Annotated in this window: 15 protein-coding genes; 11 read left to right on the forward strand and 4 right to left on the reverse strand. The window is 62.2% G+C overall.

Annotation, left to right across the window (positions count from 1 at the left end):
• The first annotated feature begins 1 nt into the window (after nucleotide 1).
• The 4 genes from ABIE33_RS07290 to ABIE33_RS07305 all read left to right on the forward strand — a co-directional run bounded on the left by ABIE33_RS07290 (nucleotide 2) and on the right by ABIE33_RS07305 (nucleotide 3,809).
• Nucleotides 2-868, forward strand: coding sequence for a carbohydrate ABC transporter permease (locus ABIE33_RS07290; RefSeq protein WP_053249280.1), 867 nt, complete (start codon nucleotides 2-4; stop codon nucleotides 866-868).
• Between the two features lie 21 nt (nucleotides 869-889).
• Entirely contained in the window at nucleotides 890-1,714 is an 825-nt protein-coding gene (locus ABIE33_RS07295; protein WP_429123357.1) for a carbohydrate ABC transporter permease, read from the forward strand.
• Nucleotides 1,715-1,726: 12 nt separating this feature from the next.
• Nucleotides 1,727-2,008 (forward strand): DUF2160 domain-containing protein, encoded by a 282-nt coding sequence (locus ABIE33_RS07300; protein ID WP_429123360.1) that lies wholly within the window; start codon nucleotides 1,727-1,729, stop codon nucleotides 2,006-2,008.
• A gap of 79 nt (nucleotides 2,009-2,087) precedes the next feature.
• Nucleotides 2,088-3,809, forward strand: a complete 1,722-nt coding sequence (locus tag ABIE33_RS07305) for an ABC transporter substrate-binding protein (protein ID WP_429123363.1) — start codon at nucleotides 2,088-2,090, stop codon at nucleotides 3,807-3,809.
• Between the two features lie 103 nt (nucleotides 3,810-3,912).
• On the opposite strand, the gene ABIE33_RS07310 is transcribed toward ABIE33_RS07305, so the two are convergent.
• Complete coding sequence (locus ABIE33_RS07310) at nucleotides 3,913-5,133, reverse strand: MFS transporter (RefSeq protein ID WP_429123366.1); 1,221 nt, start codon at nucleotides 5,131-5,133, stop codon at nucleotides 3,913-3,915.
• Between the two features lie 110 nt (nucleotides 5,134-5,243).
• Entirely contained in the window at nucleotides 5,244-5,609 is a 366-nt protein-coding gene (locus ABIE33_RS07315) for an antibiotic biosynthesis monooxygenase (RefSeq protein ID WP_429123369.1), read from the reverse strand.
• A gap of 159 nt (nucleotides 5,610-5,768) precedes the next feature.
• On the opposite strand from ABIE33_RS07315, the gene ABIE33_RS07320 reads away from it, so the two are divergent.
• Nucleotides 5,769-6,680, forward strand: a complete 912-nt coding sequence (locus tag ABIE33_RS07320; RefSeq protein WP_429123372.1) for a LysR family transcriptional regulator — start codon at nucleotides 5,769-5,771, stop codon at nucleotides 6,678-6,680.
• 31 nt (nucleotides 6,681-6,711) lie between these two features.
• On the opposite strand, the gene ABIE33_RS07325 is transcribed toward ABIE33_RS07320, so the two are convergent.
• Entirely contained in the window at nucleotides 6,712-7,173 is a 462-nt protein-coding gene (locus ABIE33_RS07325) for a hypothetical protein (protein ID WP_429123375.1), read from the reverse strand.
• A 275-nt stretch (nucleotides 7,174-7,448) separates the two neighbouring features.
• On the opposite strand from ABIE33_RS07325, the gene ABIE33_RS07330 reads away from it, so the two are divergent.
• The gene (locus ABIE33_RS07330) at nucleotides 7,449-8,933 is read left to right on the forward strand and encodes a nucleobase:cation symporter-2 family protein (protein WP_429123378.1); all 1,485 of its coding nucleotides are present in this window, start codon (nucleotides 7,449-7,451) and stop codon (nucleotides 8,931-8,933) included.
• A 160-nt stretch (nucleotides 8,934-9,093) separates the two neighbouring features.
• Nucleotides 9,094-10,005, forward strand: coding sequence for a DMT family transporter (locus ABIE33_RS07335; protein WP_429123381.1), 912 nt, complete (start codon nucleotides 9,094-9,096; stop codon nucleotides 10,003-10,005).
• A gap of 278 nt (nucleotides 10,006-10,283) precedes the next feature.
• On the opposite strand, the gene ABIE33_RS07340 is transcribed toward ABIE33_RS07335, so the two are convergent.
• A complete protein-coding gene (locus ABIE33_RS07340; RefSeq protein WP_173418234.1) occupies nucleotides 10,284-10,712 on the reverse strand; it encodes a Fur family transcriptional regulator in 429 nt (142 codons plus the stop codon).
• 121 nt (nucleotides 10,713-10,833) lie between these two features.
• Here ABIE33_RS07340 and ABIE33_RS07345 point away from each other — a divergent pair, with 121 nt between their 5' ends.
• Genes ABIE33_RS07345 through ABIE33_RS07360 form a run of 4 tightly spaced genes read left to right on the forward strand, consistent with a single transcriptional unit; the run spans nucleotide 10,834 to nucleotide 14,376 of the window.
• Nucleotides 10,834-11,739 (forward strand): metal ABC transporter substrate-binding protein, encoded by a 906-nt coding sequence (locus ABIE33_RS07345; RefSeq protein WP_429123384.1) that lies wholly within the window; start codon nucleotides 10,834-10,836, stop codon nucleotides 11,737-11,739.
• A complete protein-coding gene (locus ABIE33_RS07350) occupies nucleotides 11,736-12,671 on the forward strand; it encodes a manganese/iron ABC transporter ATP-binding protein (protein WP_429123387.1) in 936 nt (311 codons plus the stop codon). The genes ABIE33_RS07345 and ABIE33_RS07350 overlap by 4 nt, the downstream gene beginning before the upstream one ends.
• A complete protein-coding gene (locus ABIE33_RS07355; protein ID WP_429123390.1) occupies nucleotides 12,668-13,528 on the forward strand; it encodes a metal ABC transporter permease in 861 nt (286 codons plus the stop codon). Before ABIE33_RS07350 ends, ABIE33_RS07355 begins: the two co-directional genes overlap by 4 nt.
• On the forward strand, nucleotides 13,525-14,376 hold the full coding sequence (locus tag ABIE33_RS07360) for a metal ABC transporter permease (protein WP_025425056.1): 852 nt from the start codon (nucleotides 13,525-13,527) through the stop codon (nucleotides 14,374-14,376). Before ABIE33_RS07355 ends, ABIE33_RS07360 begins: the two co-directional genes overlap by 4 nt.
• Nucleotides 14,377-14,402 lie beyond the last annotated feature (26 nt).

A 14,402-nucleotide genomic window follows, 5' to 3' on the forward strand; every position in this document is an offset into this window, starting at 1 on the left:
CATGGAAAAGACCTGGAACAACAAAGCCTGGTTCATGGTCCTGCCGGTGCTGGTGCTCGTCGCCTTCTCGGCGGTGATCCCGCTGATGACGGTGGTCAACTATTCGGTTCAGGACACCTTCGGCAACAACGAGTTCTTCTGGGCCGGTACCGACTGGTATGTCGACGTGCTGACCTCCGACCGGTTCTGGGACGCGCTCACTCGCAACCTGATCTTCTCGGCGATCATCCTCGCGATCGAAATCCCGCTCGGGATCATCATTGCGCTCAACATGCCCAAGAAGGGCCTCGGCGTGCCGGTCTGCCTCGTCCTGATGGCGCTGCCGCTGCTGATCCCGTGGAACGTCGTCGGCACCATCTGGCAGGTCTTCGGCCGCGTCGACATCGGTCTGCTCGGCCATACGCTCGAAATGCTCGGCGTCAATTACAATTACGTGCAGAACCCGATCGACGCCTGGGTGACGCTGATCGTCATGGACGTCTGGCACTGGACGAGCCTCGTCGTGCTTTTGTGCTATGCCGGCCTCGTCTCGATCCCCGACGCCTATTATCAGGCAGCCAAGATCGATGGTGCATCCCGCTGGTCCGTCTTCCGCTACATCCAGCTGCCGAAGATGAAGCGCGTGCTTCTGATCGCCTTCCTGCTGCGCTTCATGGACTCGTTCATGATCTACACCGAGCCCTTCGTCGTCACCGGCGGCGGTCCCGGCAACTCGACCACCTTCCTGTCGATCGACCTCGTCAAAATGGCCATCGGCCAGTTCGACCTCGGTCCGGCAGCAGCCCTATCGATCATCTACTTCCTCATCATCCTGCTGCTCTCGTGGATCTTCTACACCGTGATGACCACGAGCGACGCGCAGAGCTGAACCAGGAGGGAGGAGAAACAAATGCACACGACCCAAACGCCGCTTTCGCAACGCCTGTCCTGGCTGGTTCCGACGATCTACATCGTCTTCCTGCTCTTGCCGATCTACTGGCTCGTCAACATGAGCTTCAAGGAAACGAGCGAGATCCTCAGCACGTTCTCGCTGTGGCCGCAAAATCCGACGCTGCGCAACTACATGGTGATCTTCACCGACCCGTCCTGGTACAAGGGCTATATCAACTCGATCATCTACGTCGTCATGAACACGGTGATCTCGGTTGCGGCAGCGCTGCCGGCAGCCTACGCCTTCTCGCGTTATCGCTTCCTCGGCGACAAGCACCTGTTCTTCTGGCTGCTGACCAACCGCATGGCGCCGCCGGCCGTTTTCGCCCTGCCGTTCTTCCAGCTCTATTCGGCCTTCGGCCTGATCGATACGCACATCGCCGTGGCGCTCGCCCACTGCCTGTTCAACGTGCCGCTGGCAGTCTGGATCCTTGAAGGCTTCATGTCGGGCGTGCCGAAGGAGATCGACGAGACCGCCTACATCGACGGCTACTCGTTCCCGCGGTTCTTCGTGAAGATCTTCACGCCGCTGATCGCTTCGGGCATCGGCGTCGCGGCCTTCTTCTGCTTCATGTTCTCCTGGGTCGAGCTGCTGCTCGCCCGCACGCTGACGACCACGGCCGCCAAGCCGATCGCCGCGATCATGACCCGCACCGTCTCGGCCTCCGGCCTCGACTGGGGCGTGCTGGCGGCGGCCGGCGTGCTCACCATCATCCCCGGCGCGCTCGTGATCTACTTCGTGCGCAACTACATCGCCAAGGGCTTTGCCCTCGGCCGCGTCTAAAGGAGCTTCGTCATGAATTTCTCATGGATGGCATGGACGCTGCCGACGGCGCTGTTCTTCATCACCATCGCGCTGCTGCTGGCTGGCATGGCCGTGTGGGAATACGTCGCCCCTGGCGGCAACCCGCGCGTCGGTATCCTGCGCTTCGAAACGACGCGTGGTGACAGGCTTTTCGTATCGCTGCTCGGCAGCGCCTTCATTCACCTCGCGTGGCTCGGCCTTGGCGGACCGAACCTCTGGTGGGCTCTCGCCCTCTCGGTGGTCTATGCCATCGGCGTCTTCCGCTACGTGTGAGGTGAACGGACTGAGGGATCGGGAAGGGCCCCTCGAAACTGCAATGGAACGCAATCGCAAAACCCAAAGGGAGGAAATTATGCGACGGCACCTTTTGACAACGACAGCAGCAATGCTGCTGGCCTTTACCGGCTCGGCCTTTGCCGGCATGGACGAGGCGAAACAGTTCCTCGACAGCGAAATCGGCGACATGTCCGCGCTCGACCGCGCCGCGCAGGAAGCGGAAATGCAGTGGTTCGTCGATGCGGCAAAGCCCTTTGCCGGCATGGACATCAAGGTCGTTTCCGAGACGATCACCACCCATGAATACGAATCGAAGACGCTGGCCAAGGCCTTCACCGACATCACCGGCATCAAGATCACCCACGACCTGATCGGCGAAGGCGACGTCGTCGAAAAGCTGCAGACGCAGATGCAGTCGGGCGAAAACGTCTATGACGCCTACATCAACGACAGCGATCTGATCGGCACCCATTGGCGCTACCAGCAGGCACGCAGCCTGACCGACTTCATGGCCAACGAAGGCAAGGACGTCACCAACCCCAACCTCGATATCGACGACTTCATCGGCAAGTCCTTCACGACCGCGCCTGACGGTAAGCTCTACCAGCTTCCCGACCAGCAGTTCGCGAACCTCTACTGGTTCCGCTACGACTGGTTCAACGACGAGAAGAACAAGGCTGACTTCAAGGCGAAGTACGGCTACGACCTCGGCGTTCCGGTCAACTGGTCGGCCTATGAGGACATTGCCGAATTCTTCACCGGTCGCGAGGTCGAGGGCAAGAAAGTCTATGGTCACATGGACTACGGCAAGAAGGACCCGTCGCTCGGCTGGCGCTTCACCGACGCATGGCTGTCGATGGCCGGCAACGGCGACAAGGGCATCCCGAACGGCAAGCCGGTCGACGAGTGGGGCATCAAGGTCGACGAGAACTCTCGCCCGGTCGGCTCCTGCGTTGCACGCGGCGGCGACACCAACGGCCCGGCCGCGGTCTACGCCATCCAGAAGTACCTCGACTGGATGAAGGCCTATGCGCCGGCTCCTGCCCAGGGCATGACCTTCTCGGAATCCGGTCCGGTTCCCTCGCAGGGCGAAGTCGCCCAGCAGATGTTCACCTACACGGCCTTCACCGCCGACTTCGTCAAGGAAGGCCTGCCGGTCGTGAATGCCGACGGCACGCCGAAATGGCGTTTTGCTCCGAGCCCGCATGGCGTCTACTGGAAGGACGGCATGAAGCTCGGCTATCAGGACGCCGGTTCCTGGACCCTGCTGAAATCCACGCCTGACGATCGCGCCAAGGCCGCCTGGCTCTACGCGCAGTTCGTGACCTCGAAGACCGTCGATGTGAAGAAGAGCCATGTCGGCCTGACCTTCATTCGTCAGTCGACGCTCGACCACAAGAGCTTCACCGACCGTGCTCCGAAACTCGGCGGCCTGATCGAGTTCTACCGTTCGCCGGCCCGCCTGCAATGGTCGCCGACCGGCACGAACGTTCCTGACTATCCGAAGCTCGCACAGCTTTGGTGGCAGGCGATCGGCGATGCTTCTTCCGGCGCGAAGACCGCCCAGGAAGCGATGGACTCGCTTTGCGCCGAGCAGGAAAAGGTGCTGCAGCGCCTGGAACGCGCCGGCATCCAGGGCGATATCGGTCCGAAGCTCGCCGAGGAACACGACCTCGAATACTGGAACGCCGAAGCAGTCAAGGCCGGCAACCTCGCTCCGCAGCTGAAGGTCGAGAACGAGAAGGACAAGCCCCAGACCGTCAACTACGACGAACTGGTCAAGAGCTGGCAGAAGTAAATAAGCCCAAGACGACGGCCGCCCGTTCACACGGGCGGCCGGAGATCAGGAGATGCGGCACCGGGGTCGGCAACGGCCCCGGTTTTTTCTTGCCTGCAAATCGTCAGCCGGAGCGAGGCGGAAATCCACGCCGGCCAGCCCAAGCCACCACCAGGGCGGGGAGCAGGATCGCCAGCAGGACGGCTGGGAAGATCGTCGCGCCCGCGCTATCGAGCAGCAGACCGCCAGCCAAACCGCCGCCGGCCATCGCCGCGTTCCAGGCCGTGACGATCATCGATTGCGCCGCATCCGCTTCCGCGCCGGCGGCCTTTGCCGAGGCGGTCTGAAACAGTGTCGGCGCGCCACCGAAGGCGAGGCCCCAGGCGACAACACCGAGATAGACCGCCGCGGGTTCACCGCCGAAGACGGCAAGCAGCAGCGAGGCTGCCGCAAACAGCGTCATGCTCGCGAGCACCAACGAACGCAGATGCCTGTCGACGAGTGCCCCGATGATAGGAATGACGACGAGCGACGCGATGCCGAAGACAAGCAGGATCCTGTCCGCCAGCGCTCCCAGACCCGACGGCTCCAGGAAAGGTACGATGTAGGTGTAGAGGATGTTGTGGGCGAGAACGACGGCGAACATCACGAACAGCACCGGCCGGATCCCGGGCAGCCGGAACACTGATATCAATGGCAGACGTCGTTCGGCGCGCTGCCCCGGGAAATCGGGCAGCGCCCATAGTACCCAGCCGACAAGCAGGACAGTCATGATGCTCAGCAGGCCGAAGGTCAGCCGCCAGCCGGTCATGGCGCCAAGCAGCGTTCCGGCGGGAATGCCGATCGAGAGCGCCACCGGCGCGCCGAGCATGGCAATGGCGATCGCCCGCCCCTGCTGGTGTGGTGCCACCATGCGGCTGGCGTAACCGGCTGCGAGCGCCCATAGGAGGCCTGCAAAAACGCCTGCAAGGAAACGTGCCGCCATCGTCACGGCATAGTCGTTTGAGAGCGCGGTCACCGTATTGACCACGGCAAACCCGGAGATGGCCGCAATCAGCAGCGGTCGCCGGCGCCAGGTGCTCGTCAGCGCGATAAGCGGGATGGCGGCGGCGAGCGAGCCGATCGCATAGATCGTCACCATCTGCCCGGCCAGGGATTGCGAGACACCGAGATCGGCGCTGATCTGCAACAACAGGCCGGCCGGCAGCGCCTCGGTGAGGATGGTGATGAACCCGGCGGTCGCAAGCGCGAGCAGCGCCGAGAGCGGCAGCCTGCCTTCGGCGACAGCGATGGACGTCGATGCTGCTTCCTGCGCGGCCGGAAGCGTGCAGTTGGTGGGTTGCATGGAATCTGTCTTTCAGGGTGACCCGCCAAGAACGCCTGTCTTGACGGCAATGGCGGGATGGAGGCTCATGCAAGGAGTTCGCCGCCGACCAAGGCGGGCGGCGATCTCATCTATGCCGATGCTGCGAGCGCAGCGCGCTTGGGCAGTACGAGGTCATCGACGCGATAGGTGTGAAATTCGCAGGTCGAGACCGAATTCAGCGCCCTGAATTTTTCGAGGAACACCGCATCGGAGAAGAACTCCTCGACATTTCCTTCGCCGGCTATCGCTTCGATGTTGACCACCGTCTTGCCGTCGGTGCTCTTGGAGAGGTTGCTCCAGAGAAAGCCCTCCTTGCGCTCGGCGACATAGTTCACGACGTCCTGGATCAGGCGGAACGCCTCTTCCTGCTTGCCCGGCTGCGCGTGGATGACATTGACGATGAAGACGGTCGGCTCCGGACCCGCGCGGAAACCGGCCAAAAGTGGCTGCTGCATGTTTTCTCCTTCTTTGACCGACAGGGTTCCTCGCATCAAAAACGCGGTTTGTCGGTGCAGCGGACTATGGCCAGCTTCCAATCGGAGAAAAATGCGCTACAGCTCCAAAGATACCGGACAAAAATATCTACAATCCCGTACGACGGGCGAGGACGACGGATGGACAGCCTTGGTGCACTCAATGCCTTCGTGCAGGCAGCCGATGCCCGCAGTTTTACGCAGGCTGCAACCCAGCTCGGCGTTTCGCCATCCGCAGTCGGCAAGGCGATCGCACGCCTGGAGGAGCGATTGAGCGTTCGCCTCTTTCATCGCAGCACGCGCAGCATCACGCTGACACCGGAAGGCACGCTGTTTCTCGAACGCTGCCGGCGGATCTTCTGCGAGGTCGAGGCGGCCGAGGCCGAGTTGGTGCAGACACAGGAGGCCCCGCGCGGCAAGCTGCGCGTCAGCCTGCCGATGGCGGGCATGCTGCTGATGCCGACGCTTGCCGCCTTCATGCGGGCCTATCCGGAGGTCGAGATCGATCTCGATTTCTCCGACCGCATGGTCGACGTCATCGAGGAAGGCTTCGATGCTGTCGTGCGAACCGGGGAGATCGGCGATTCCAGGCTGATGACGCGCCAACTCGGCACGTTTCACCCCTATCTCGTGGCTTCACCCGCCTATTTCGAGAAACACGGCATGCCGGCGATGCCACGAGATCTCGAACAGCATCACTGCCTGCACCATCGTTTTCCCTCGACCGGAAAGCTCGAGCCCTGGCCGCTGGTGCAGGATGGTGTTGCGCTGAATGTCGATGTACCAGTGACGGCCGTCTCCAATGCCCTGGAGCCGCTGATCCATATGGCGGAGGAAGGGCTCGGCATCGCCTGCCTTCCGGATTTCACGGTCAGACGCCAGGTGCGCGAGGGGACGCTTGTACCGGTTCTGGAAAATCAGCTGCGCCGTTGTGGCACCTACAGGATCCTGTGGCCATCCAGCCGGCATCTCTCGCCGAAACTGCGCGTCTTCGTCGACTTCATGGCTGCCAACCTCTTCCCGACCAATGGTGCGTCATCGGAGCCGGTTTGATCGGCAGCAACCGCGAGGCCGCTGCGACATTCTACGATTTCGCCATCACGCGGCGCGCGGTTTTGCCCAGCCGATCCTTGTCGAAAATCGCCCGGATCGCTTGTTTCGTGCCGTCGTCCATCAACACGATCATGTCGAGATAGAGCTGCTTGTCCACTATGACGAAGCGGACGTCGAACGGCTTACCGCCATAGTGCCCGCTGGCGTCCTCGCTCCAGCGGCCGATGCCCGTCGCAATCGTGGAGCCTGTCTTCAGGTCCGCATGGGCAAAGGCAAACCAGCCGTTGTTGGAAGACACCTTCAGAATGGGCCCGTTCTGCTTGATCGCCAGCCAGCAGGTGCCGCCGGTGCCGGCGTTCGACACCATCTGTCGCCACTGCCCGGGAAAATCCTCGGTTTCGGCGGTGGCGGCAAACGGCCACAGAAGAACAACGACAGCAATCAAGGCGCCGACCAAACGGCGAAACGTGCCAGCAGGCGACGAAAATCTCATATGCAGCAACCCCATCGACACCGGTGCGGAGGCGAGTGTTCGCCACGACACCAGTGCACATTGCCTGCGCTGCATTGCGGCAACGTTGCATCCTCGCGCCTTTGCCGCGGTCACTCAGGCGCAGCATTCCCTTTGCTCACCCCATTCCCCCCGGATTCCCGAAAGTGTTTACTCTCCTGTTGCACTTGCGGCATTCTGTCTCGGCACCAAAGATACCCTTTCCCCTGTTGGAGGACGGGGGAAACGGACTGGTCGACGTGATGGGAGGAGTAACCATGAGCGACGCATCCAGCATACACCCGGTGGACGAGAAGCTGCCAGTCGGCAAGCTTGCGACCCTCGGGATCCAGCATGTCCTTGTCATGTATGGCGGCGCCGTCGCGGTTCCGCTGATCGTTGGCCGGGCGCTGCAACTCAGCCCTGAGGACGTCGCTTTCCTGATTTCCGCCGATCTTTTCGTCTGCGGCCTCGTCACCATCATACAGTCTCTCGGCGTTACCCGCAGCGTCGGTATCCGACTTCCCGTCATGATGGGGGTCACCTTCGCGTCCGTCGGCCCGATGGTGTCGATGGCAACGATGACGCCCGGACAGGAGGGCGCCCGATTGATCTTCGGCGCCATCATCGGCGCCGGCCTGGTCGCACTGCTGCTTGCCCCGATAATGGGACGGCTGCTGCGCTTCTTCCCGCCGATCGTCACCGGCACCATCATTCTGGTGATCGGCGTGACCTTGATGCGCGTCGGCGTCAACTGGATCTTCGGCAATCCCTTCGGCCCGACGGCACCGAAGCTCGTCGATCCGACCCACGCCGAATGGCTGGCCGAACTGAAGAAGCTCGCCACGTCAGGCGGCGCGGCCGTTCCCGATGGGGTCGTGCTTGGCGCCACGGTTCCCAACCCTGTTTATGCCGAGCCGAGCCATGTGGCGCTTGCCGGTTTCGTGCTCATCTCGATCCTCGTCGTCGCACGTTTCGGCCGTGGGCTGATCAGCAACATTGCGGTTCTGATCGGCATCGTCATCGGCTGCGTCTTTGCAGCTGGCCTTGGCATGATGCATTTCGACCGGGTGGCGGATGCCGGCTGGTTTGCCGTCGTCACGCCCTTGCGTTTCGGCATGCCGATCTTCGATCCGGTGCTGATCGCCACCATGTCGCTGGTGATGATCGTGGTGATGATCGAATCGACAGGCATGTTCCTGGCGCTGGGCGAAATAACCAACAAGGACGTGTCACAGCAGCAGCTGACGGCCGGCCTTCGCGTCGACGGCATCGGCACGATGATCGGCGGCCTGTTCAACACCTTCCCCTACACCAGCTTCTCGCAGAATGTCGGCCTTGTCGGCGTCACCGGCGTCAAGAGCCGCTATGTCTGCGTGATGGGCGGCGCGATCATGATCGCGCTCGGCCTGATCCCGAAGATGGGTGCCTTGGTCGAGGCGGTCCCGACCTTCGTGCTCGGGGGCGCCGGCCTGGTGATGTTCGGCATGGTGGCTGCCACCGGCGTGCGCATCCTGTCGACGGTCGACTTCAAGTCGTCGCGCAACAACCTGTTCGTCGTTGCCGTCTCGGTTGGCTTCGGGCTGATCCCGCTGATCGCGCCGAACTTCCTGATGTGGATGCCGCATGCGATCCACCCGATCATCGAATCGGGCATCGTGCTCGCCTCCATCTCGGCGGTCGTGCTCAACGCCTTCTTCAATGGATTTAGCGTCGAACGGTCCGCCTCCATCAACGCGGCAAAGCTCGCCGACAGCCACTGAGTCGGCTCCAAACCATCAAGCCCCGGCCCTCGCAAGGAGGCCGGGGCTTTGCCTTTGGGCCACTCCGAAAACCCCGACACTTCGATCGCGAACGAAGCATCGGTCGATACCGGCACGGTAGAAAGAGGGCAACGAAACCGCGCCCAAGGATCTGACCACCATGGCCAAGCCCAACCTCACCCTCGAGCTTCTGCTGCTCGTTCTCCTCGCAACCCTCTGGGGCGCGTCCTACACCTTCATCAAGATCGGCGTCGAAACCATCCCGCCGGTGACGCTGATCGCCGCGCGCACGCTGATCGCCGGTACCATTCTGCTCGCCGTGCTTCGCTTTCGCGGCATAAAGCTGCCGCGTGACGCGGCCACATGGAGGCGCTTCCTGTTCCAGGCCTGCCTCAACAGCGTCGTCCCCTTCACCCTGATCGCCTGGGCAGAGCAGACGATCGACGCCGGTGTCGCCTCGATCCTCAATGCCGCCACCCCGATCTTCGCCTTCCTGCTGACGGCGCTGATCACCCGCCACGAAGCGGCATCGGCAAGGAAGCTGATCGGCGTGGTTGCAGGCATGGCCGGCATCAGCCTGATTATCGGCGTTGAAGCCTTCGGCGGTCTCGGCGACCAGCTGCTGGCGCAGCTTGCCGTGGTGTTCGCAACTGTCTGCTACGCTGGCGCCGCCATCTTCGGCAAAAACTTTAGGGGTCTCGACCCGATGGTTCCGGCCGCTGGCTCGCTTCTTGCCGGCGCGGTGCTTCTCATCCCCGCAAGCCTGGTGATCGACCAGCCATGGACGCTTGCCCCTTCCGCCCATTCCATGGTCGCGCTCGTCTGCCTGGCCGTGTTCTCGACAGCGCTGGCCTTCGCCATCTACTTCCGGCTGATCCAGACGCTCGGTTCGGTCGGCGCCACCGCACAGGCCTATCTGCGTGTGCCTGTCGGGGTCACTATCGGCGTTCTCTTCCTCGGCGAAAGATTGTCGGAGACGATCTGGATCGGCCTTGCCTGCGTCGTCATCGGCGTCGCGGCCATGACGATCCCGGCACGCCGGACCGGGCCTGCCCTCGTCGATCGCGGCTGAGCTTAAGACTAAAACGGAAAATGCGCAGCGATTGCCCCGCTGCGCCTTCTGACTGTCGAAAGCCCCCGAGAATGCTTGTTTGGGGAGGGGAGCATCCCATTCTCCGTCATCCTCGCCCTTGTGGCGGGGATCCACCGACCCGACGTCCGTCGGGTCAAAAGGGCCCTTCAACCCAAAGACTTGGGTTGGCTGGATTCCTGTGACAAGCACAGGAATGAGGAGATGTTGGCTGTCGCTAGCTTCCCACGAGGCCTACCAAGGGCAGGGTGTGAGAACGATCAGTCCTTGCGCTTGCGGCAATAGAGCTCGAGCCGGTGGCGAACCAGGTCGTAACCAAGCTCGGCGGCGATTTCCGCCTGCAACTGCTCGATCTTGTCGGAGCGAAACTCGATCACCGCGCCGGTATCGATGTCGATCAGGTGGTCGTGGTGCGGCGCATCGGCCGTCTCGAAGCGGGCAGTGGCGCTTTCAAACGCGTGGCGCTGCACGACGCCCTGCTGCTCCAGCGCCGACAGCGTTCTGTAGACGGTCGACAGCGAAACGGTGGCGTCGATCTCCTTTGCCCGGCGGTGCAGTTCGCTCGCATCCGGGTGATCTTCGGCGGTCGCGAGAATCTTCAGGATTGCCGCACGCTGCCGCGTCACGCGCACACCGCCATCCCTCAGGACGCCTTCCAGCTCTTCAACGCGATTCTTGTTCTGTTTCATGGCGCTACACTAGCCAAGGCCGACAAGTTTGAAAATAGCTAGTTGCGAATGCTTCTCATTTGCATTGACTTATGCAAATCATTCGCCTAGTCCTGTGAACGACAACATCGGGGAGTATGGAATGATCGATCAGACGAGACGCGCGATCCTGGTTGCGGCAACAGCATTGGCAGCCTTCGCGCTCGTTCCGGCTGCCGCTTGCGCGCAGGAAAAGTTCAAGGCCGTCACGACGTTTACGGTCATCGCCGACATGGCCAAAAACGTCGCCGGCGACGCGGCAATCGTCGAATCGATCACCAAGCCGGGTGCCGAGATCCACAATTACCAGCCGACGCCACGCGACATCCTGAAGGCGCACGACGCCAAGCTGATCCTCTGGAACGGCCTCAATCTGGAACTCTGGTTCGAGAAGTTCTTCCAGAACTTCGACGACGTGCCCGGCGTCGTGGTTTCTGAGGGGGTCGAGCCCATGGGCATCGCGGAGGGCCCCTATAGCGGCAAGCCGAACCCGCATGCCTGGATGTCGCCTTCGGCGGCACTCATCTACGTCGACAACATCCGCGACGCTTTCGTCAAATACGATCCTGACAATGCCGAGACCTACAAAGCCAATGCCGAAGCCTACAAGCAGAAGATCGAGGCAGCGATCGCCCCGATCCGGGCCGAGATTGGCAAGATCCCGGAAGACAAGCGCTGGCTGGTTTCGAGCGAGGGCGCCTTCAGCTACCTCACCCGAGACTTCGGCATGAAGGAACTCTATCTCTGGCCGATCAATGCCGATCAGCAGGGCACGCCGCAGCAAGTGCGCAAGGTCATCGATGCGGTGCGCGCCAACAACATTCCGGTGGTCTTCTCCGAAAGCACGATTTCACCCGACCCGGCACAGCAAGTGGCGCGGGAAACCGGCGCAAAATACGGCGGCGTGCTCTATGTTGATTCCCTGAGCGAAGCGGACGGTCCGGTACCGACCTATATCGACCTCTTGCGCGTCACGTCCGAAACCATCGCGAAAGGCCTTTCGCAATGAACCTTCAGGTGAAACCCGGATCCAACCCCGCAGCAGGTTCGGGGCAGGCCGGCAGCGGCATCCGCGTCTCCGGTGCGACCGTGACCTATCGCAACGGCCACCGCGCGCTTCGCGATGCCTCCTTCGAGATTCCGACCGGCACGATCACAGCACTTGTCGGTGTCAACGGCAGCGGCAAGTCGACCATCTTCAAGGCGATCATGGGCTTTGCCCGGCTGGCCCGCGGGGAGATTTCCATCCTCGGCCTTTCCGTTCAGGAGGCGTTGAAGAAGAACCTCGTCGCCTATGTGCCTCAGGCCGAAGAGGTCGACTGGAACTTCCCGGTTCTGGTCGAGGACGTGGTCATGATGGGCCGCTACGGCCATATGAACATGCTGCGCATCCCCAAGAAAGCCGACCATGAGGCAGTGGAGGCAGCCCTTGCCCGTGTCGGCATGAGCGACTTCCGCAAACGCCAGATCGGCGAGCTTTCCGGGGGCCAGAAGAAGCGCGTGTTCCTGGCACGCGCCCTTGCCCAGGACGGCCGCGTGATCCTCCTCGACGAGCCGTTCACCGGCGTCGACGTCAAGACCGAGGACGCCATCATCCGCCTGTTGATGGGCTTGCGCGAAGAGGGTCGCGTCATGCTGGTCTCCACCCACAACCTCGGCAGCGTTCCGGAATTCTGTGACCGGACCATTCTCTTGAAGAACACGGTGCTGGCGTACGGCCCAACGGAAACGACCTTCACCCGCGAAAATCTCGAACTCGCCTTCGGCGGCGTCTTGCGGCATTTCGTGCTCGGCGGCGACAGCCTGCACGATGACGCGGACCCGCGGCAACTGTCTGTTATCACCGACGACGAGCGTCCGCTGGTGATGTACGGCGCCCAGGGGCAGATGGTGTCGCAGCCAGCCAAGCCGGAGACCGACCCGGAGGCGAACGGCCAATGATCGCCACGCTCTTCGAGCCGTTCACCTACAACTACATGGTCAACGCCATGTGGGTCAGCGCCCTGGTCGGCGCCGTCTGCGCCTTCCTGTCGTCCTATCTGATGCTGAAAGGCTGGTCGCTGATCGGCGACGCGCTCTCACACTCGATCGTTCCGGGCGTGGCAGGCGCCTATATGCTCGGCCTGCCCTTCTCGCTCGGAGCCTTCTTCTCCGGCGGGCTTGCGGCCGGCGCGATGCTGTTTCTCAACCAGCGCACCCGGTTGAAGGAAGACACGATCATCGGGTTGATCTTCACCTCGTTCTTCGGCCTCGGCCTGTTCATGGTGTCGCTGTCGCCGACCTCGGTGAACATCCAGACAATCGTTCTCGGCAATATCCTCGCCATTACGCCTGCCGACACCCTTCAGCTTGCACTGATCGGCATCATTTCGCTGATCATCCTGACGGCCAAGTGGAAGGACCTGATGGTCACCTTCTTCGACGAGAGCCACGCGCGCTCGATCGGCATCCCGACGACCTTCCTGAAGGTGCTGTTCTTCACGCTTCTGTCCGCCTGTACGGTCGCAGCGCTGCAGACGGTCGGTGCCTTCCTCGTCATCGCCATGGTGGTGACACCGGGCGCCACGGCCTATCTGCTCACCGACCGGTTCCCGCGGTTGATCGTCATCAGCGTCGCAATCGGCGCGCTCACCAGCTTCTTCGGCGCCTATTTCAGCTACTTCCTCGATGGCGCCACCGGCGGCATCATCATCGTGCTGCAGACGCTGATCTTCCTCTTCGCCTTCGTCTTTGCGCCGAAGCACGGGTTGCTGGCTGCCCGCCGGCGCAGCGCCGAAGCCCTGGAGGTCACGCCATGATCTCGCTAGACCTCTTGCTTGCCGTCTTCGAATTCGAGTTCATGCGCAATGCGCTTTTGATCTCGGTTCTCGTCGCCATCCCGACAGCCTTGCTCTCCTGCTTCCTCGTGCTCAAGGGCTGGTCGCTGATGGGCGACGCCATCTCGCATGCAGTCTTTCCCGGCGTCGTCATCTCCTACATCGTCGGCCTGCCGCTCGCGGTCGGCGCCTTTGCCGCCGGCATGTCCTGCGCGCTCCTGACCGGCTACCTCAAGGAAAACAGCCGCATCAAGCAGGACACGGTGATGGGCGTGGTCTTCTCCGGCATGTTCGGCTTCGGCCTGGTGCTCTACACCAAGATCCAGAGCGACGTGCATCTCGACCATATCCTCTTTGGCGACATGCTCGGCATCGGCTGGCCCGACATCATCGAAACCGGCCTGATCGCGCTGGTGGCGACCGGCATCCTGGCGGTGAAGTGGCGGGATTTCCTGCTGCACGCCTTCGACCCGGCACAGGCCAAGGCCGTCGGCCTGCGCGTCAACTGGCTGCACTATGGGCTGCTGGCGATCCTGTCGCTGACGATCGTCGGCGCGTTGAAGGCAGTCGGCCTGATCCTTGCCATCGCCATGCTGATCGCCCCCGGGGCCATCGCGTTTCTGATCACCCGCACCATGGGCAGCATGCTCATCGTTGCGGTGCTGGTGGCAACTGTCGCCTCGTTCTCTGGCGTCTATCTCTCGTTCTTCATCGACAGCGCCCCGGCACCGACCATCGTTCTGTTGATGACCGTGATCTTCCTCGCAGCCTTCCTCTGGTCATCCTGGCGGACGGCACGGATCGAGGCGCAGCGAACGACGGTCGAATGAAAAACGAGCCTCCCTTCCCCGGAAGG

The organism is Ensifer sp. 4252 (assembly GCF_050434565.1).
Taxonomy (GTDB): domain Bacteria; phylum Pseudomonadota; class Alphaproteobacteria; order Rhizobiales; family Rhizobiaceae; genus Ensifer.

What these genes read in the sequence shown, in the direction of transcription:
- ABIE33_RS07320 (WP_429123372.1), top strand. Translation starts at nt 5,769, where the DNA reads ATGGACAGCCTTGGTGCACTCAATGCCTTCGTGCAGGCAGCCGATGCC.
- ABIE33_RS07305 (WP_429123363.1), top strand. Translation starts at nt 2,088, where the DNA reads ATGCGACGGCACCTTTTGACAACGACAGCAGCAATGCTGCTGGCCTTT.
- ABIE33_RS07330 (WP_429123378.1), top strand. Translation starts at nt 7,449, where the DNA reads ATGAGCGACGCATCCAGCATACACCCGGTGGACGAGAAGCTGCCAGTC.
- ABIE33_RS07325 (WP_429123375.1), bottom strand. Translation starts at nt 7,173, where the DNA reads ATGAGATTTTCGTCGCCTGCTGGCACGTTTCGCCGTTTGGTCGGCGCC.
- ABIE33_RS07350 (WP_429123387.1), top strand. Translation starts at nt 11,736, where the DNA reads ATGAACCTTCAGGTGAAACCCGGATCCAACCCCGCAGCAGGTTCGGGG.
- ABIE33_RS07315 (WP_429123369.1), bottom strand. Translation starts at nt 5,609, where the DNA reads ATGCAGCAGCCACTTTTGGCCGGTTTCCGCGCGGGTCCGGAGCCGACC.
- ABIE33_RS07355 (WP_429123390.1), top strand. Translation starts at nt 12,668, where the DNA reads ATGATCGCCACGCTCTTCGAGCCGTTCACCTACAACTACATGGTCAAC.
- ABIE33_RS07345 (WP_429123384.1), top strand. Translation starts at nt 10,834, where the DNA reads ATGATCGATCAGACGAGACGCGCGATCCTGGTTGCGGCAACAGCATTG.
- ABIE33_RS07290 (WP_053249280.1), top strand. Translation starts at nt 2, where the DNA reads ATGGAAAAGACCTGGAACAACAAAGCCTGGTTCATGGTCCTGCCGGTG.
- ABIE33_RS07300 (WP_429123360.1), top strand. Translation starts at nt 1,727, where the DNA reads ATGAATTTCTCATGGATGGCATGGACGCTGCCGACGGCGCTGTTCTTC.
- ABIE33_RS07340 (WP_173418234.1), bottom strand. Translation starts at nt 10,712, where the DNA reads ATGAAACAGAACAAGAATCGCGTTGAAGAGCTGGAAGGCGTCCTGAGG.
- ABIE33_RS07310 (WP_429123366.1), bottom strand. Translation starts at nt 5,133, where the DNA reads ATGCAACCCACCAACTGCACGCTTCCGGCCGCGCAGGAAGCAGCATCG.
- ABIE33_RS07335 (WP_429123381.1), top strand. Translation starts at nt 9,094, where the DNA reads ATGGCCAAGCCCAACCTCACCCTCGAGCTTCTGCTGCTCGTTCTCCTC.
- ABIE33_RS07360 (WP_025425056.1), top strand. Translation starts at nt 13,525, where the DNA reads ATGATCTCGCTAGACCTCTTGCTTGCCGTCTTCGAATTCGAGTTCATG.
- ABIE33_RS07295 (WP_429123357.1), top strand. Translation starts at nt 890, where the DNA reads ATGCACACGACCCAAACGCCGCTTTCGCAACGCCTGTCCTGGCTGGTT.